Annotated in this window: 14 protein-coding genes; 9 read left to right on the top strand and 5 right to left on the bottom strand. The window is 42.9% G+C overall.

Going from position 1 to position 17,547, the window contains the following annotated elements; translation table 11 throughout:
- Positions 1-31: 31 nt before the first annotated feature.
- Positions 32-1,237: a type II secretion system inner membrane protein GspF gene (gspF, locus tag FTU64_RS05925; RefSeq protein WP_078189785.1), complete on the bottom strand. Its 1,206-nt coding sequence runs from the start codon at positions 1,235-1,237 to the stop codon at positions 32-34.
- A gap of 150 nt (positions 1,238-1,387) precedes the next feature.
- Between gspF and FTU64_RS05920 the strand changes: the two genes are divergently transcribed.
- From FTU64_RS05920 to FTU64_RS05880, 9 genes are all read left to right on the top strand, one after another.
- Positions 1,388-3,610, top strand: coding sequence for a primosomal protein N' (locus FTU64_RS05920; protein WP_180059392.1), 2,223 nt, complete (start codon positions 1,388-1,390; stop codon positions 3,608-3,610).
- 77 nt (positions 3,611-3,687) lie between these two features.
- A complete protein-coding gene (locus tag FTU64_RS05915; protein ID WP_180026795.1) occupies positions 3,688-5,529 on the top strand; it encodes a monovalent cation:proton antiporter-2 (CPA2) family protein in 1,842 nt (613 codons plus the stop codon).
- Positions 5,530-5,579: 50 nt separating this feature from the next.
- Positions 5,580-6,455, top strand: coding sequence for an Hsp33 family molecular chaperone HslO (gene hslO, locus FTU64_RS05910; RefSeq protein ID WP_168377962.1), 876 nt, complete (start codon positions 5,580-5,582; stop codon positions 6,453-6,455).
- A 261-nt stretch (positions 6,456-6,716) separates the two neighbouring features.
- Complete coding sequence (locus FTU64_RS05905; protein WP_306670015.1) at positions 6,717-7,169, top strand: DUF2147 domain-containing protein; 453 nt, start codon at positions 6,717-6,719, stop codon at positions 7,167-7,169.
- A gap of 284 nt (positions 7,170-7,453) precedes the next feature.
- Positions 7,454-7,918 carry a DUF2147 domain-containing protein gene (locus FTU64_RS05900; RefSeq protein ID WP_180059391.1) on the top strand — a complete coding sequence of 155 codons (465 nt, stop codon included), beginning with the start codon at positions 7,454-7,456 and terminating at the stop codon, positions 7,916-7,918.
- Positions 7,919-8,106: 188 nt separating this feature from the next.
- Positions 8,107-8,571 (top strand): DUF2147 domain-containing protein, encoded by a 465-nt coding sequence (locus FTU64_RS05895; protein ID WP_168377965.1) that lies wholly within the window; start codon positions 8,107-8,109, stop codon positions 8,569-8,571.
- 141 nt (positions 8,572-8,712) lie between these two features.
- A complete protein-coding gene (locus FTU64_RS05890) occupies positions 8,713-9,675 on the top strand; it encodes a DnaJ C-terminal domain-containing protein (RefSeq protein ID WP_180059409.1) in 963 nt (320 codons plus the stop codon).
- Positions 9,676-9,685: 10 nt separating this feature from the next.
- Complete coding sequence (locus FTU64_RS05885; RefSeq protein ID WP_078189792.1) at positions 9,686-10,024, top strand: chaperone modulator CbpM; 339 nt, start codon at positions 9,686-9,688, stop codon at positions 10,022-10,024.
- A gap of 69 nt (positions 10,025-10,093) precedes the next feature.
- Complete coding sequence (locus tag FTU64_RS05880; protein WP_180002890.1) at positions 10,094-10,357, top strand: YdcH family protein; 264 nt, start codon at positions 10,094-10,096, stop codon at positions 10,355-10,357.
- Between the two features lie 478 nt (positions 10,358-10,835).
- On the opposite strand, the gene FTU64_RS05875 is transcribed toward FTU64_RS05880, so the two are convergent.
- The 4 genes from FTU64_RS05875 to recD all read right to left on the bottom strand — a co-directional run bounded on the left by FTU64_RS05875 (position 10,836) and on the right by recD (position 17,523).
- A complete protein-coding gene (locus FTU64_RS05875) occupies positions 10,836-12,104 on the bottom strand; it encodes a magnesium transporter CorA family protein (protein ID WP_180059390.1) in 1,269 nt (422 codons plus the stop codon).
- A 138-nt stretch (positions 12,105-12,242) separates the two neighbouring features.
- Positions 12,243-14,330, bottom strand: coding sequence for a polyribonucleotide nucleotidyltransferase (pnp, locus tag FTU64_RS05870; RefSeq protein WP_171262611.1), 2,088 nt, complete (start codon positions 14,328-14,330; stop codon positions 12,243-12,245).
- A 273-nt stretch (positions 14,331-14,603) separates the two neighbouring features.
- On the bottom strand, positions 14,604-14,873 hold the full coding sequence (gene rpsO / locus FTU64_RS05865) for a 30S ribosomal protein S15 (protein ID WP_005007057.1): 270 nt from the start codon (positions 14,871-14,873) through the stop codon (positions 14,604-14,606).
- Positions 14,874-15,741: 868 nt separating this feature from the next.
- Positions 15,742-17,523 carry an exodeoxyribonuclease V subunit alpha gene (recD, locus tag FTU64_RS05860; RefSeq protein WP_180059408.1) on the bottom strand — a complete coding sequence of 594 codons (1,782 nt, stop codon included), beginning with the start codon at positions 17,521-17,523 and terminating at the stop codon, positions 15,742-15,744.
- Between the last annotated feature and the right edge of the window lie 24 nt (positions 17,524-17,547).

Raw genomic sequence — 17,547 nt, 5'->3', positions numbered from 1 at the left:
AAATCTCTGTTCACATCATTGTTCGAATGTCTTAAATCATATTATTCATATTCACGATTGGCAGCATCACAGCAATCACGATCACCAGTACAATGCTCGCCATAAATACCAACATCAGCGGTTCAAGCAACGCCAATAAAGTTGAAATTAAAGTCGTCACTTCTCGGTCTTGCATCGTCGACGCACGTTCGAGCATCCGATCTAATTCGCCTGAACTTTCACCACTTTTGATCATTTGTACCATCATCGGTGGGAAATAACCACTTCGCTCAAGCTGTGTTGCTAAATTACCACCTTCTGTTACTTTCTCTGCCGCAAGGTTGACCGAATCTCGAATCACCCAATTATTACTGACCGCTGCGCCAATTTTTAAAGCATCGACCAAAGGCACGCCAGACTTGGTTAAAATCGACAAGGTACTGGCAAAACGAGCGGCATTAATGCCTTTAGACAGTTTGGAAAATAACGGTAATTTCAAGGTCAATCGGTCAAAGGCATAATGTCCCGCCGCTGTTCTGAGGAATCGAACCAAGAGAAAAATCGAAACTACGCTACCGACCAATAAAAATGGCCAGGCCATTCGAATAAAATCACTGGCTTTCATTAAAGCGACCGTTATCCACGGCAAGGCATCTTTGCTTTGGTCAAAGGTTTTGACAATATCTGGGACCACATAGGTCATGAGTCCCATCACAATACCGAAAGACATTAACATCAGGATGATGGGATAAATCATCGCACCCTGCACTTTTTTTTGCATGGCGAAGCGGTTTTCGGTGTAATCAGCAAGTTGGTCGAGAATGAGATCGAGATGACCTGAACGCTCACCTGCTGCAATCGTGGCAATATACAGTTCAGGAAAGCGTCCCGCTTGTTGTAGTGCGTTGGCTAAAGAATGTCCTTCCAAAACTTTAGAACGCACCGACATCAACAGGTTTTGCACATGGGCTTTTTCGTTTTGTTTTCCCACAGCACGAATCGCTTCTTCTAATGGTATTGCAGCGGCAACCAAAACTGAAAGTTGGCGAGTCAATAAAGCCAAGTCATAGGCATTCAGCCCTTTTTGAAACCAGCGCTGCTGCGCGTGTTTGTCTTTTTGCTCTATCGGATCGACAGCAACTGGAATGAGTGACTGATCTCTGAGCTGTTGACGAATTTGACGCGCAGAATCACCCTCAAGTACACCCTTCTGCTGCTTCCCTGAAGCGTCTATGGCAGTAAACTGATATGCAGGCATTGTAATGCTCTAATTTTCCAAAATTTCTATCAGCGCAGTTGCGTCTGACCATCAAAATCATTCATATTCTTAGATATAAAATATGAGCTCACTCTAACACAACTCCTTTACGATCACGACGAAATTTAATCAGGAACTTATCCACGTTTTATGGCAAATTCAGCGAGCATTGCAACACCTATTTACCGCGTTCGAGTCGCCGTTCCGGTATATTTATACGACTGCTTCGATTACAGCTTAAGCCAAGAGCAATACCAACAAGCTGAAGTAGGTGCACGCGTTGCTGTATCTTTTGGTCGGCAAAATTTGACCGGCATCATCGTGGAAAAAATTGCACCCGATGCACCACTCAATTCAAGCTTTAAACTCAAGGCCATTACCGAACTACTTGATGATCGCGCCATTTTAGATGAGAAAGTTTTAAATTTATTGACATGGTCTGCACAGTATTACCAATTTCCGATTGGCGAAGTGATGCAAAGTGCCCTTCCAACGCTGTTACGCCAAGGGAAACCCTATAATTTATTGGCACGTACATGGAATCTCCTCGACCTCCATGCCGATGACAAAATTAAGCGCTCGGAACGACAGCAAGAAGCCTATAAAATTTTAAAATTACACCCAACTGGAACTGGGGAAAATTTACTCAATTTAGCAGGTGTGGAAACCGCGACACTCAAAGCATTAGAGAAAAAAGGCATCTGCCAATGTGTCTTGGCGGAACAGGACTTTAGCCCAATGCCCATAAGCATGGCGCAAATGCCGCTCACTGCAAATCCTGAGCAAAAGAAAGCCATTGATCGGGTGTTAAAAGCACGGAATCAATATCAGGCATTTTTACTTGATGGTCTGACCGGCAGTGGTAAAACCGAAGTCTATTTACAAATCATGCAAGAGGTTTTAAAGCAAGGCAAACAAGTCTTGGTTTTAGTGCCTGAAATTGGACTCACCCCACAGACCATCAGCCGTTTCCAATCACGTTTTCATTGCAATATTGCCCTGCTACATTCGGGTTTGAACGATTCAAAACGTATGCAAGCTTGGCAAGCGGCGCAAACAGGTAAGGCATCTATTATCTTAGGCACGCGTTCTGCGATTTATACGCCACTGCCTAATTTGGGTTTGATTGTGATTGATGAAGAGCATGATCTGTCCTTTAAACAACAAGAAGGCTTTCGCTATCACGCTCGGGATGTCGCACTTTACCGTGGGCATCTGGAACAATGCCCTGTCATTTTAGGTTCTGCCACGCCTAGTATCGAGTGCTATGCACTGGCGAAACAAGGCAAAATGACCGTACTGGAATTGAACCAACGTGCGGGCACTGCGGTCATGCCGAAAATGCACATCCTTGATCTGAAAGTGGCACAGAAACAGCATGGAATCAGCCAATTATTAATTGGTGAAATCCGTAAGCGCCTTGAAAAAAAAGAACAAGTGTTAGTGTTCTTAAACCGTCGTGGATATGCCCCGGTTTTAATTTGTGAAAGCTGTGCATGGCAGGCCAAATGTCCGCACTGTGATGCCAATTTCACGGTACACCGCACACCCTATCAACACCTACATTGTCACCACTGCGGCACCATTCACCGTATGCCAGAGCATTGTCCACAGTGTAATCACCAAGAACTGAAATCCGTGGGTATGGGTACAGCGAAGGTTGAAGAAAGCCTAAATGAGCTATTTCCGCAGCATGACGTTATACGGGTCGATCGTGATTCCACCAGTCGAGTCGGCAGTTGGCAAAAAATCTATGACAAGATTCAAAAAAGCGAACCTGCCATTTTACTCGGTACACAAATGCTGGCCAAAGGACATCATTTCCCTTACGTCACCTTGGTGGCGATTTTAGATATCGATTCAGGTCTACTGAGTGTGGACTTCCGTGCCATCGAGCGTACTGCACAGCTCATTGTACAAGTCACTGGGCGTGCCGGCCGTGGTGAACGTAAAGGCGATGTGTTTTTACAAACCCTAAGACCCGACCATCCGCTTTTGAATATCTTGGTCAATGAGGACTATCGAAAATTTACCAAAGAAACCATGAAAGAACGGGAAATGGCACAAATGCCACCGTTTCGCTATGCCGCATTGGTGCGCTGTGAGTCCAAAAACCAAGAACTCAATACTGAATTTTTACAGCAACATGCCCAATTGCTGCGTCAGGACTCTGCTGGAATTATTGACATTTGGGGGCCGATTCCTGCCCCGATAGAGCGCAAAGCCGGACGTTATCAATCCCACATGGTTTTACTGTCTACAGATCGTGCGCGCTTACATTATTATCTGCGTTATTGGTGGCAAAACATCTTGCATAACAAGCCATCAAATATGAAATTGAGCCTCGATATAGACCCACAGGAACTCAGTTAAACGCGTACAATTCAGTCTGAAAAACAGTCATACTGAATTGCAACTTTCGACCAAAAATACAACTCTAGGACGAGTAAATGTCACTACTGTTACAGATCACAATTTTCCTTGGCGCATCCTTATTGCTTGTCCCTTTGCTCAAGCGCTTTGGTATTGCAACGGTTTTGGGATATCTGTTCACTGGTATTTTGCTCGGCCCCGATGTCTTTAACATTGCCAGTGATCCCGAAGCGATCCAAGAGCTCGCTGAGTTTGGCGTGATCTTACTGATGTTCCTGATCGGCCTCGAACTGCGTCCACAGCGGCTATGGAGTATGCGTAGTTCTATTTTCGGCATGGGCAGTTTACAAGTCGGTCTGACCGGTCTGCTTTTAGCGCTAGGCAGTTTTTTTGCCTTACAACAAGGCATTGCAGCCAGTATCGTTATCGGTTTCGCTCTGGCACTCTCCTCTACTGCCTTTGTCTTGCAGATGCTGAGTGAAAAACAGCAATTAAACACCACCTATGGGCAACAATCCTTTTCGATTTTGCTGTTTCAAGATATGGCCGCAATTCCCCTGATTGCAGTCATCCCCCTGCTCGCAGGAACAGAATCATCACATCACGGAATCGCCTATTTCGCTGCAATCATTGCAACTTTTTCAGGCTTATTTTTATTTAGTCGATACTTAATGCGGCCTTTTTTCCGTTTCGTCGCGAAAAGTGGCGCGCATGAACTGATCACTGCTGTTGGCTTATTTATTGTGCTGGGTGTCGTGGTGTTGATGGATGTACTGGGCATCAGTACCACACTCGGAGCATTTCTGACTGGCATGCTATTGGCAGACTCGGAATTCCGCCATGAACTCGAAGCCAGTATTGCTCCGTTTAAAGGGCTTTTACTTGGTTTGTTCTTTATGACCGTGGGCATGACCACAGAACTGTCATTATTCGTTGAAATGCCATGGTTCATTATCGGTGGTGCATTGGCACTGATGCTCATCAAAATGGCGTCACTTACGGCGATTGCGCGTTATCTTAAAAATTCATGGCGCAACAGTATTTTACTGGCGACCTGTTTGGCTCAAGGCGGTGAATTTGCCTTTGTGGTCTTTAGTGTGGCGAAAAGTGAAAATGTCGTACAGCAAGCCATTTTGGAGCCATTAACCCTCATCGTCACTTTGTCGATGGTGTTGACCCCTATGTTGTACTGGTTAATACAATCACAAATTTTGCCACGTTTTAATCCAAAAACCATCCCCGAATATGACGACATTCCGGATGAACATAATCCTGTGATTATTGCGGGCTTTGGACGTTTTGGACAAATCATTGCTCGTGTGGCGCATTTACAGCATTTGTCTTTTACCGCCATTGATAGCAACTTAGACAAAGTCGATTTCGTACGTAATTATGGTGGTCATCTATATTATGGCGATGCCACACAACCAGATATTTTACGCGCTGCGGGCATTGAACATGCCAAAGTGTTCGTCCTTGCCATAGATGATATTGAAGACTCGATGAACGTGGCGCGTCATATTCGCCTGAATTACCCTCAGTTAAAATTATTGGTCCGTGCGCGTGACCGTCATCAGGTGCATCTGCTGCGTGATTTGGGGATTGAGCATATTTGGCGTGAAACCTATTTATCGTCTTTAGGAATGGCCTATCACATGCTGTGCGACTTAGGCATCAGCGATGAAGATGCCTATAAAAGTATCGAATTGTTCCGTGATTATGATGAAAAACTGCTGACTCAACAGCAGCAAATCTATACCGATGAACAAAAAATTTATGAAACGCATCGTAACGCTTTAGCTGAACTGGAACATTTGTTTGAAAGCGATGCGCAAGCCCTTGAAAAACCTACAGGTGTTGATTTACAACGCAGCTTACAACGTCATCGTATTGATGTCACAAGAGATGATAATGAATGACTTGTGTTTTACAATATCGTCACCATTAAAGCAGGGTTATGGAGAATTTTATGTCAGATTTACGCCAACGCTTTTTTATTGAAGATAGCCCTGTTCGTGGAGAAGTGGTTCATCTTGAAGAAGCCCTACAAACGATTCTTGCACAGCGTGACTATGCACCTGCTGTACAAATTCTCTTGGGTGAAATGCTCAGCGCGACTGCCTTGTTGGCCAGTACCTTAAAAATTAAAGGTCGTATTAGCTTACAAATTCAGGCTGCAGGCACATTTAAATGGGCAATGGCGGAATGTAATCATCTCGGTGAAGTTCGCGCACTTGCAGATTATGAAGAAGACCCGCACTTTCAAGCCGCTGAAGACAGCAGCACGGTACTCAAAGCCTTGGTTAACCCTGTGCTTTTCATTAATATCGAGCCTGAATTTGGTGAGCGTTATCAAGGGATTGTACCTTTAGACAAACCGACTTTAGCGGGTTGCTTGATGCAATATTATGATTTATCTGCACAAATCCCAACACGTATCGTCTTAGCAAGCAGCAACAGTCGTTCAGGTGGTTTACTGATTCAGTTATTACCTCGGAATAGCGAAGAAGAACAACGCCGAGTTGATGAAGATCTATGGCCACGTTTAACCATGCTGACCGAGACATTAAAAGCAGAAGAGTTAACGTCTTTATCTGCAAATGAAATTTTATATCGTTTATATAACGAAGAAGAAGTTCGTCTACCTGAAACTGAAGCCTTAAAATTTGGCTGCACATGTTCAAAAGAACGCTGTGCGACAGCACTTGAACAAATTGGTGTTGCTGCAGTTCGTGAAACCTTAGAGTTTCAAAACCCAATTGAAATGGATTGCCAATTCTGTAATACAAAATATACCTTTACGGCAGAAGAAGCTTTATCCCTTTTTGGTCAACACCTCAGCTAAATCATCGTGATGATTGAAAGCCTAAATCTAAGCATCCTTCGGGGTGCTTTTTTATTGTCCCGATAAAATTTAGACCTACTACTTTCTTGCGCTTAGTCGAATGGGTTCGAACTATAAAGCATCAACATGATCAGCTGTATTTGCGATCAATTTTTTTTCGAGTAGAATCGCGCCAGAAATATCGCGCCAGAAATAAAGTCAAAAAAACCAACAAAGCTTTATTTTTAATTGAAAAATAATGTAAAAAAAACTGGATAAATTATGAAACTCAAAACACTCGCTATTGCTTTAGCCATGTTCTACTTTGGCCCAATGACAGCACATGCAGCAGACCTCGTCGGGACATGGAAAACCATAGATGATAAAACAGGCTATGCTCGTGCTGAAGTCCAAATCACTAAATTAAAAGACGGCAGCTATAGCGGTAAAATCACCAAAGTGCATGCCATCCCCAACCGCCCTGTCACCACGATTTGTGAAAAATGCGAAGGTAAATTCAAAAATGCACCCTTAATTGGTTTACCGATATTCTCTGGCTTTAAACATAATGCAAAAGAGAATGCCTATACCGATGGCAAGGTGATCGACCCACTTTCAGGCAATACTTATCAAGGTAAAGGGCAATTGAATGCGCGCGGCAATGTGCTGACACTTCGAGGTTATGTTGGAACCACGCTCCTCGGCCGGACGGTATCTTGGATCCGCGTCAACTAAAGCGGCCTTTTGGCTTTCATTGGCATGATGAACTCAACTCCAGACGAGTTCATCATGCCAATAACAATCTACTTTGAGATGAATTCCGACTATTTTACTAGTGCGTAGACGTTCAGCATAAACCTCATTTAGCGCCAACACGTTCATGTTTTGGCTCAAAATATAAATACCAATCCTTAAAAAATCACTAGAATATTCATATTATTTCAGGCTACATTAAACCCATAATATTTTTATGCCTTTAAGTTTTAGGCATCCGCTTTTTGTGTAATGTGGGTAATTGTATGGCTATTAAATTCCTCCCTTCTATCCTGTTCGGCATGTTCTCCATCTGCAGTTTATCCTCTGCTTTTGCAGCGATTGACCCCTTAGTGGGGACATGGAAAACCATTGATGATAGAACAGGTTATTCACTTGCCGATGTGGTGATTCGCAAAGATAAGCATGACCTGTATTCGGCCACCATTATCCAAAGCCGAAGCGTACCCGGAACAGCAAATGTTTCGACATGCACGCAATGCACTGGTGCTCAGAAAAATAAACCCATGGTCGGTTTAACCACTTTAAGCGGCTTAAGCGCTGATCCAGAAAAGCCCAATGAATTTGTGGGTGGAGTGATGCTCGATCCCAAATCAGGCAAGCACTACAATGCACGCGCTCGTTTGATGAATAATGGCAAGCATTTGATCATCAATGGTCGTACTGAAGGCTCTGCAATTGGACGTAATGTCACTTGGGTCAAAAACTAAGCACGAGGCCTTTAAATCATTAAAGGCCTTTTTTAACTTAAAAATTAGAGTAAAAACTCCATATTAAAGCAGTGTTTTAAAAAAATCTGCCAAATACATCACAAACCATCACATTGATTTTGTAGGGCTTTATATATAAATTAGGCAACTTACTCTAAAAACACAATTCTGAATTTTCAGGGGATGAAATGAAAAAAATATATCAACAATTATTTGCCGGAATAGTACTTAGCACTTTGTCAGGATTGTCAATCGCTGCGGAAACCGATCCGCTAGTGGGTAAGTGGAAAACTGTCGATGACCGCACCGGATATTCACGTGCAGACGTTGAAATTCGCAAAAAAGCCGATGGAAGCTATGAAGGCATCATTGTCACCACACGCAATGTCCCTGGCACTGAAAAAATGGGCGTCTGCTCGAACTGCCCAGGTGAATTGAAAAATAAACCTTTTATCGGCTTGCCATTTATTTGGGACTTTAAACAAGATCCAAAAAATCCACGTGAATTCCAAAACGGTAAAGTTCTGGACCCGATTGGTGGAAAAATCTATAAAGGCAAAGCAAGACTTAGTGCTTCAGGAAAACATTTAACTATACGTGGGTATGTTGGTGTATCTGTGATTGGTCGTAGTGTCACTTGGATAAAATATTAATTTTAAATGTGTTTTTAAAAGCCTCCTCGTGAGGCTTTTTTATTGTCATGTTTTGAAACAATATGCTGCAGTTTGCCCCTATGACAGTTTGATGAACCCTTCTATATTGATTAAAACATGATCAATATTTATACAGAGAGTATGCAAGACAATCACTATCAAACTTTAGGGATCGCCCGAGATGCTTCGGCAGATCAAATCAAAAAAGCCTATCGAAAATTGGCGCGTAAATATCACCCTGACGTCAGTAAAGAGGCTGATGCTGAAGCGCGTATGCAAGCGATTAATGTTGCATACGACACCTTGAGTGATGCCGAAAAGAAAAAACAATACGATTTTGAACTCGATCATCCTCAAGGATTTGCTGGGTTTAATGCTGGCAACCAAGGTGGTTTTGACCAATCTCAGTTTTATCGCCAATCGACGAGTGATGGTCAGCATGCGGACTTTAGTGGATTTGAAGACTTGTTTGGTCGTTTTGGGCAAGGCTTTGGTGGCGGTGACTATCAGTATCAACGTGCAAACCGCCAAACCAAGAGCTTCCGTGGTGAAGACCAACACGCCAGTTTAGAAGTGGATTTAGAAATCGCATTTCATGGTGCAACGCAGAATATCACCTTGCAGATTCCGAGCTTAAATGCCCATGGTGAGCCTGAAGTTCAACGTAAAACCCTACAAGTCAAAATTCCTGCAGGCATGAAATCAGGTCAACAAATTCGACTCTCGGGCCAAGGGCAAGCTGGCTATAACGGTGGAGCTGCTGGTAATTTATACATTGAAATTTTGTATAAACAAACTGAGCAAATCCGTGTAGAAGGCGTTGATATTTTCCAACAACTGAATATCAGTCCATGGGAAGCCGCATTGGGTCAAAAAATTGCATTTACCAGTCCTGATGGCAAAACATTAGAGCTACAGATTCCTAAAAATGCGCGTACTGGACAGCAGCTACGATTAAAGGACAAAGGGATACCAAACAAAACACCCGGACAGCTTTACCTGGTTTTAAATATAGTGATACCAGCTGCACAAACAGAACAAGAGCAACAAGCTTATGCGGCTTTTGCTCAAGCTTTTCCGTCATTTAATCCACGACAGTCTTAAGGAGAGCACCATGACAACAATTCATTATCGTGAAATTGTCTGTGACGGATGTAAACAGACTGAAATCGTAGACGAAAAAAGTAGTTTTGATCTACAACACTTTGCCTCTGCCTGTGGGCAAAGTCCAGAATGGGTTCTGCAACTACTCGAATACGATATTCTGCCTAGCCGTTCAGAAGACAGGATTCATCAATTTTTTGGCGATGATATATCTCGCGCACGGCGTGCCTATCGGCTTCAACGAGATTTCGATGCCAGTTTTACTGCGGTCGCCATGATGCTCGACCTGATTGATGAAGTCCAACAACTACGTCGCCAAGTGAAACACCAACAGCTTCATTCGCACTAAATGTATTCGTGAACGCTCTGTCCTGCAGGGCGTTTTTCTTTTTTCTTGTAGAGGAAATGATCGACAACCATGAAAACACGAGATTGCAATAAAAAAGTCAAAAACATGTTTCCTGAGTACCGTGATTTGGTCACTCAGTTACGTGATGAAAATCCGCATTTTGCGCGGATCTTTGAAGAACATGATGAGTTGGATCGCGAAATCATTCAATTGGAATTAGATCCTGTTAATCACTACAACACGGATATTGAGACCATTAAGCGTAAGAAATTAAAGCTAAAAGATGAAATTTATCGCTTGCTGAAAAGTAACGAAAATGATGATATCTCTTGAGATATCGATTCATGTATAGGGGGATTTTTCATGATGCATGTCGTTCGCAGTACAACCCACAAGGCTACGCAATTGAATTACTAAGACCATAAGGATCGGTCAAATCGCGTTGTACTGCAGATTTTTAAAACAAAATTTAAAAACAATAAAATCATGACAAAGGATTCATCATGCAAATGCATCATGTCCTATTGGGTGGCATTACTCAGTTTCAGTAGTCTATTACATGCCAGTGATAAACGAGTATTTGAAAAACCATGGATGACCAAACAGGATATTCACGCGGTGATGTGACCATCGTCAAAAATGCCGACGGGACGTATAGTGGAACACTTACTGCAATACGCCCAATGCCGTACAAGCCCTTGGTCGAAGTGTGCTTAAAACGCAAAGGCAAACTCAAATATGCACCCTTGGTGAGTCTCGAAGTTATCAAAGGATTTAAAGCAGACCCATCCATCAGAGAAGCTAACGCGAACTATTTGAGTTTCGTCAGCTTCTCAATTTCTTTCATAGTTTTAACCGTACCTTTGACTGTGCCCTTCACCGTTTGTTTAATTGGTTCATAATCCATAAACCAAAACAAATTCATGTGTTGATCGCCATGTTGCTGTGCCAGCATATCAATCACACTTTTTTCGCCACGCCCCACCAAATGCCGTCGATAAAAATAATACAGCAGTAAAATCGTGGTAATCAACATGATACCAAGCATGATCCAAAAACCGGTTGGCGATTTGAGTCCCGGAATAAACTCAAAGTTCATACCGTATATACCAGTTAATAAGGTTAATGGTGCGAAAATCGCCGTAATAATCGCTAAAATACGCATATTTTCATTGGTTTGGTTGGCAACGGCTGAAAAATGCAGATCAATGGCGGCCTGCACGGCACTGCGTAATCGTGTGGTGTGTTTTTGAATGCGTTCGATATGGCTAGTTAAATCATCTACCCGAACCAGCATGATATCCTGCTTTTCACTGCGCTTTTTGCCTTTCAAATTCGGGTAATTATCCACAACTTCATCACGCAGTTCTTGCAAGGCTTCAATTTGCTCTTCACACAAGTTTTCCACTTGCTGAAAGGCCATATTTTCCTGCAACAGTTGATGCCACTTGGTAAACCGTCGATGCCCTTGTAATAACTCTTGCTGCCAAAACTCGACACGGCGCGTCAAAGGAACACGTAAATCCAAGTATCCATCCACCATATTATTCAGTAAGCGCAATGCCAAATCTAAGGGCGTCATGGCTAATTTTCGTGGTTTATTTTGTTCATCAATCGGACGAGAAATTAAGGTTTCAATCCGCTGGATATAACTTTCAATGGCTTTGTTGCCCTTTTCACGAACCGTAATCAGCACTTGGGGCGTGAGCAAAAAACTGATCGGGGTAGTCGCCAAACCAAAGACCCGCTCATGCTTTTCAAGCGCGTCGGCGCCTGCAACAATTTGGTCATCGGGTGTGACCATTTTTCTAAAAATTAATAAATCGTAATCATCGAGTGTGTCAAAGGCACACGGATGCTCTAGATTTAAAATATCCCACAGATGATATTCATTGACCCGTAGATCACACGCCTGAATAATCTCACGCTGCCATTGCTCAGGGCGGTTGACGACATCTTCACGGGTACAATCAATCCAAATAAACTCAGGCTCAAGTTCAGGATGATGCTCACATTGCACTTGGTCTTGCACATAGATATGCGCGGCTGTTGGATGCTGAAAAAAATAATAGGTTTGCATATCTCATTTATTATTGTGTTTACTTTTTGCATGATGCCATAAAAAAAGCCTTGAGCAAGTCAAAGTTCATACTCTGACTGCACTCAAGGCTTTTTAGAATCCATTCACAGAGCCGAAACCCTGTGAATCAACAAACCATTAAGCTTGTTCGATGTCTTTCATGGTTAATTTGATACGACCGCGGTTGTCGACATCAGCAACTTGTACTTTGATCTCTTGACCTTCAGATAATACGTCTGAAACGTTCGCAATGCGTTCGTTAGAAATTTGAGAGATGTGAAGTAAGCCATCAGTACCTGGAAGGATGTTTACAAACGCACCAAATTCAACGATACGAATCACTTTACCAGTGTAGATTGTACCTGGTTCGATTTCAGCAGTAAGCGCTTGGATTTTCGCAACAGCAGCAGAAGCAGCCGCTTTAGTTTCACCAAATACGCGAACTGTACCGTTATCTTCGATATCGATTGCTGCTTTAGTTTCTTCAGTGATCGCACGAATCGTTGCGCCGCCTTTACCAATCACATCACGGATCTTATCAGGGTTGATGTTGATCACTTGGAATGTAGGCGCGTGCATAGAGATTTCAGGACGAGCGCGTGAAATCACTTGGTTCATTGCATTTAAGATGTGCATACGACCTGCATACGCTTGGTTCAATGCAACTTCCATGATCTCTTCAGTAATACCTTCGATCTTGATGTCCATTTGAAGTGCAGTAATACCGTTTGCAGAACCTGCTACTTTAAAGTCCATGTCGCCAAGGTGGTCTTCGTCACCCAAGATGTCAGAAAGAACTGCGAAACGCTCGCCTTCTTTGACTAGACCCATTGCGATACCCGCAACTGGCGCTTTAAGTGGAACACCTGCGTCCATAAGTGATAGAGAAGCACCACATACAGAAGCCATTGAAGATGAACCGTTAGATTCAGTGATGTCCGATACGATACGGATCACGTACGGGAAGCGGTCAGCTGCTGGAAGTACAGCTTGTACACCACGACGCGCTAAACGACCGTGACCGATTTCACGACGTTTAGGACCAGATTCACGACCAGTTTCACCTACAGAGTATGCAGGGAAGTTGTAGTGCAACATGAAGTTGTCAGTTTTCGTACCCGCTAATGTATCTACCATTAACGCATCACGTGTATTACCCAAAGTTGTTGTTACCAACGCCTGAGTTTCACCACGTGTGAATAATGCAGAACCGTGAGCACGGTCTAACACGCCAACTTGTACGTCAAGCGCACGAACTGTTTTAGTATCACGGCCATCAATACGTGGTTTACCTGACAAGATGTTGTCACGTACTGTACGGTATTTCAGGTCTTCGAATAATTCAGCTAAGTCGTCAGCGATACCGTCAACGTCTTCTTCTGGAACGAATTGAGCAACAGCTTCAGCTTGAAGCGCATCAAGTGCTGCATAACGATCGTGTTTAACAGCGATTGTGTATGCTTCAGAGATTTTCGCTTCAAACGCTTCTTTTAATTTTGCACGAAGGTCTTCGTTTTTCGCAGGTGCAGTCCAAGTAGACTCTGTTGCACCAGCAGCCGCAGCAAATTCTTTAATCGCTTGGATCGCGATTTGCATTTCGTCATGACCGAACAATACAGCGCCAAGCATTTGGTCTTCAGAAAGTTCTTTCGCTTCTGATTCAACCATCAATACTGCAGATTCTGTACCTGCAACCACAAGGTCAAGGTCAGATTCTTTAAGCTGTTCGTGGTTCGGGTTAAGGATGTATTCACCGTTGATTAAACCAACGCGCGCACCACCGATTGGACCACGGAAAGGCGTACCCGCAATTGCAAGTGCAGCAGATGTACCTAACATTGCAGCAATGTCAGCATCCATCGTTTTGTCAGAAGAAATCACAGTCGCAGTCACTTGGATTTCGTTGTAGTAACCTTCTGGGAACAACGGACGGATTGGACGGTCGATTAAGCGTGAAATAAGAGTTTCAGCTTCAGACGCGCGGCCTTCACGTTTACCGTAACCGCCCGGGATACGACCTGCAGCATATTGTTTTTCTTGGTAGTTAACAGTCAATGGGAAGAAGTCTTGACCTGCTTTAGCTGTTGGTTGAGCAACAACGGCAACAAGAACTTGTACACCACCCATAGTGATGATTACAGTGTTCGCTTGACGCGCAACACGACCTGTTTCTAGGACAACTTGATGCTGACCGTATTGGAATTCTTTACGAATAATATTAAACATCGACATGTTTTATTTTTTCCTGATTTTATTCTAGTGGAGACCCCTAAGGTTTGGCATTCACTCAACGCCCCAAACGCTGCAACATAAATGACAAAGCTTAGAAGCCGACCTCACTAGATATTAAAAACATTAATTAAAAATACTAATTTGAGACACAAAGAAGGAGCGAATCAACGCCCCTTCCCCATTATCCAACCAAGGTTGGATAGACTTTAGTTTTCAGTAATACAGCACTAAGCATGCAATAGTCCGAAAATAAAAGTTTAAATCGAATTAACGACGTAAACCTAAAGCAGCAATCAATGCGCTGTAACGAGTAGCGTCTTTACCTTTAAGGTAGTCAAGAAGCTTACGACGTTGGTTAACCATACGGATAAGACCGCGACGGCTATGGTGGTCGTGTTTGTGCTCTTTGAAGTGACCTTGTAAATCATTGATTTGAGCAGTTAAAAGAGCTACTTGAACTTCTGGTGAACCAGTGTCGTTTTCAGCGCGAGCGAATTTTGCAACGATCTCTGCGCGATCTGCGTTTGTTAAAGCCATTCGATTTCTCCGAGATGCTTATAAAGTTAACTTTTGATACGAATCAACTGATAAATCAGCTGACTGCCGTGCATCACTACAGCAAGTGCATTATATTAAGGGAAAATCGTCCCAATTGCAAAAAGAGATGGCCGACTTCGTCAGGTTTTCATGACGATAATAGCGCCTTTTTTTTCACATCGATTCCATTATAAATTTTTTATATGTTTCGATACTTTATGCGACACAAAACCGCATATTTCTAACATGTTGAATGCGATGTCATTGAATGAATTTTAAACTGATTTTTTGATATATTTTGCCACTCGATGTTTAGCATGCAAAACTCAAAGTGGAATGATTAAAAAAAAGCCCGAGCTAGGCTCGGGCTTTTTTGCGCTGTAGTTTCTTCTTTTTTAGTTATTGTTTTATTATTTATTGTTTTATGTGGCGCTTTTCCGCGTCCTTATGTCAAACATTCCATGTTTTAACTTGCACTTCCTTATGTGGTAGATTTTGCCACAACGGCTATTAGATAAAAGTCGTATTTTTCGTATCTATATGTAAGCTTTTTCGTACATCAGTTAAGCTCTATTTCTTTTCTGTTACAGCGTATAGGCATTTCTTATTTTCCAGACATAAAAAAGCCCTGTAGTCTCTCCCAAAACTACAAGGCTTAGCGGCTGTAAGTTTCCTATTTCCTTACTTCACTGTAAGTTCGCTGTCTTTTGACGTTATTCTTATACTTTTGCGATTTTACTCAACCATCCGTGTTGAGTTCTTTTTCTGTGAAGTCATCTTCTCAAAAAGCTCTAAAAAGCTCTATGCGCAAATCTCCTGAATCGATGTAAGCCATTTCTTACAAAATACGGTACATTTTGCCTAGGCTTTACAAAGGTAGGTGATTGTTAATTTTTTCTAACAGACCACTAACTCGCGCTGTTCTTTTTATAAGCGCTTTTGCCAATGCATCTTTTGCAACAAGCAAACTCACCACTTTTTTGGCACGAGTGATGGCGGTATAAATCAGCTCTTTACTCATCATTTCGGTAGCATGATTTTCCAAAACTACCGCCGTATGGGTAAATTCAGAACCTTGAGACTTATGTATGGTCAAGGCATAGGCGGTTTCTATACTTTTAGGTAACCGTGTTGCCACCACCCATTTATCCAAACTTGGAAAATAAACCTCAAACTGCGACTTTTCCGTCATCGGTCGTTTTAAGCAAATCCCGATATCACCATTTGATAGTCCAAGTTGATAATCGTTATAGGTCATCATGACTGGACGACCGACATACCAATCCCCTTGTTTCAACACACCCAAGGTATTTAAGACCCGAAGTTCAATCTGCTGATTGAGTTCGTGTAAGCCTAATTTTCCATGTCGAATGGCCGATAGAATCCGATAATCATCAAAATAGCGAATCAATTGGGCTGACCAATCTGCATATTCAGCGGGTTGCTCTGGCCATTGTTTTAACCACGCCACATAGGGCTGAAAACCATACATCAGTTGATCATAATATTTTGCCCAATGTGCCGCACTGTTCGTAGCGTCGGGGAGATATTGCAACTGAATCACATCGCTCATATTCGGTGTCAGTTGAATCGGCTGAAGTTCGGATGCAGATACCACCTGATGTTCGAATTTCGCCAGAACTTCAGTGGTTGTTTGCTGTTGTTCTTGTTGTTGAATAAAACGAGCAAACTCACCAATGGCTGCACCCTGTACAAAACGGCGGCTGGTCTGTAAATGGGTACGGTTGGCTTGTAAGGCATCGACATCCTGAAGGTTGGCCAAAACAGCGCCAACATCGACCGAAGCCAACTGTTCTGCATCCCCTAAGAGAATCAGCTTGCTGTGTTGAGGGATTGCCGCGAATAGCATCTGCGCCAAACTTAAATCCAACATGGAGGCTTCATCGACCACAATGACGTCATAGGGTAAGCGTTGGCGCTCATTAAACCGCGGGATAGCGCGCGTCCCTAAACCCAATAGACGATGCAAAGTTACGGGTTTCAAATGTTTGTGAATAATCGAATAATGCTGCAATGCAGGATCTTTAAACGCTGCTTGTAAGGCTTCTTCCATTCGCTGCGCCGCTTTTCCTGTCGGCGCTGCCATCGCAATTCTTAAATTTGGATTTTGCTCATTCAACACGGCAATAATCCGAGCCAAGGTATAAGTTTTACCTGTCCCAGGCCCACCGGTAATGATATTAAAATTGTGCTGACACACCATGTGCAGTGCTTGGATCTGATGGGGATCGGTCAGTAAATCCTTTTCAATATTAAGCGTCTGCGTTTGATTAAGATCTTGCTCTGTTTGCTGTTTTAAACGTGCAACTTGCTTGGCTAAAGCATTTTCTAGTGCCCAATAGCGATAGAGATACAGTCGCTGTGAATCAAATACAAAAGGCGCAACCGGCGTTTTTTCAGCTTGCTCAAGCTGAACCATCTGAGCCAAACATTGAATCTGTACATTTTCGGCCAAAATACAACTGTCGCCTTTTTCCACGGCTTGCATCAATTGTTGAATTAACTGATTTGCAGCAGGATGACTGACCTGATTGGGTAAATAATGTTGGATTAAATAGTCAATCCAATCCGGCAAAACCGCATCTAAATCAGCAGTTTCTTGGGGATTTTGGGTAACTAAAACCTGCATTTCTACAGTGTTTTCTTGTCCCGC

The organism is Acinetobacter sp. YH12128 (genome assembly GCF_013418655.1).
Lineage (GTDB): Bacteria > Pseudomonadota > Gammaproteobacteria > Pseudomonadales > Moraxellaceae > Acinetobacter > Acinetobacter amyesii.
Note: the sequence above shows the minus strand (reverse complement) of the source record. Positions and strands in the feature narration are given on the sequence as shown.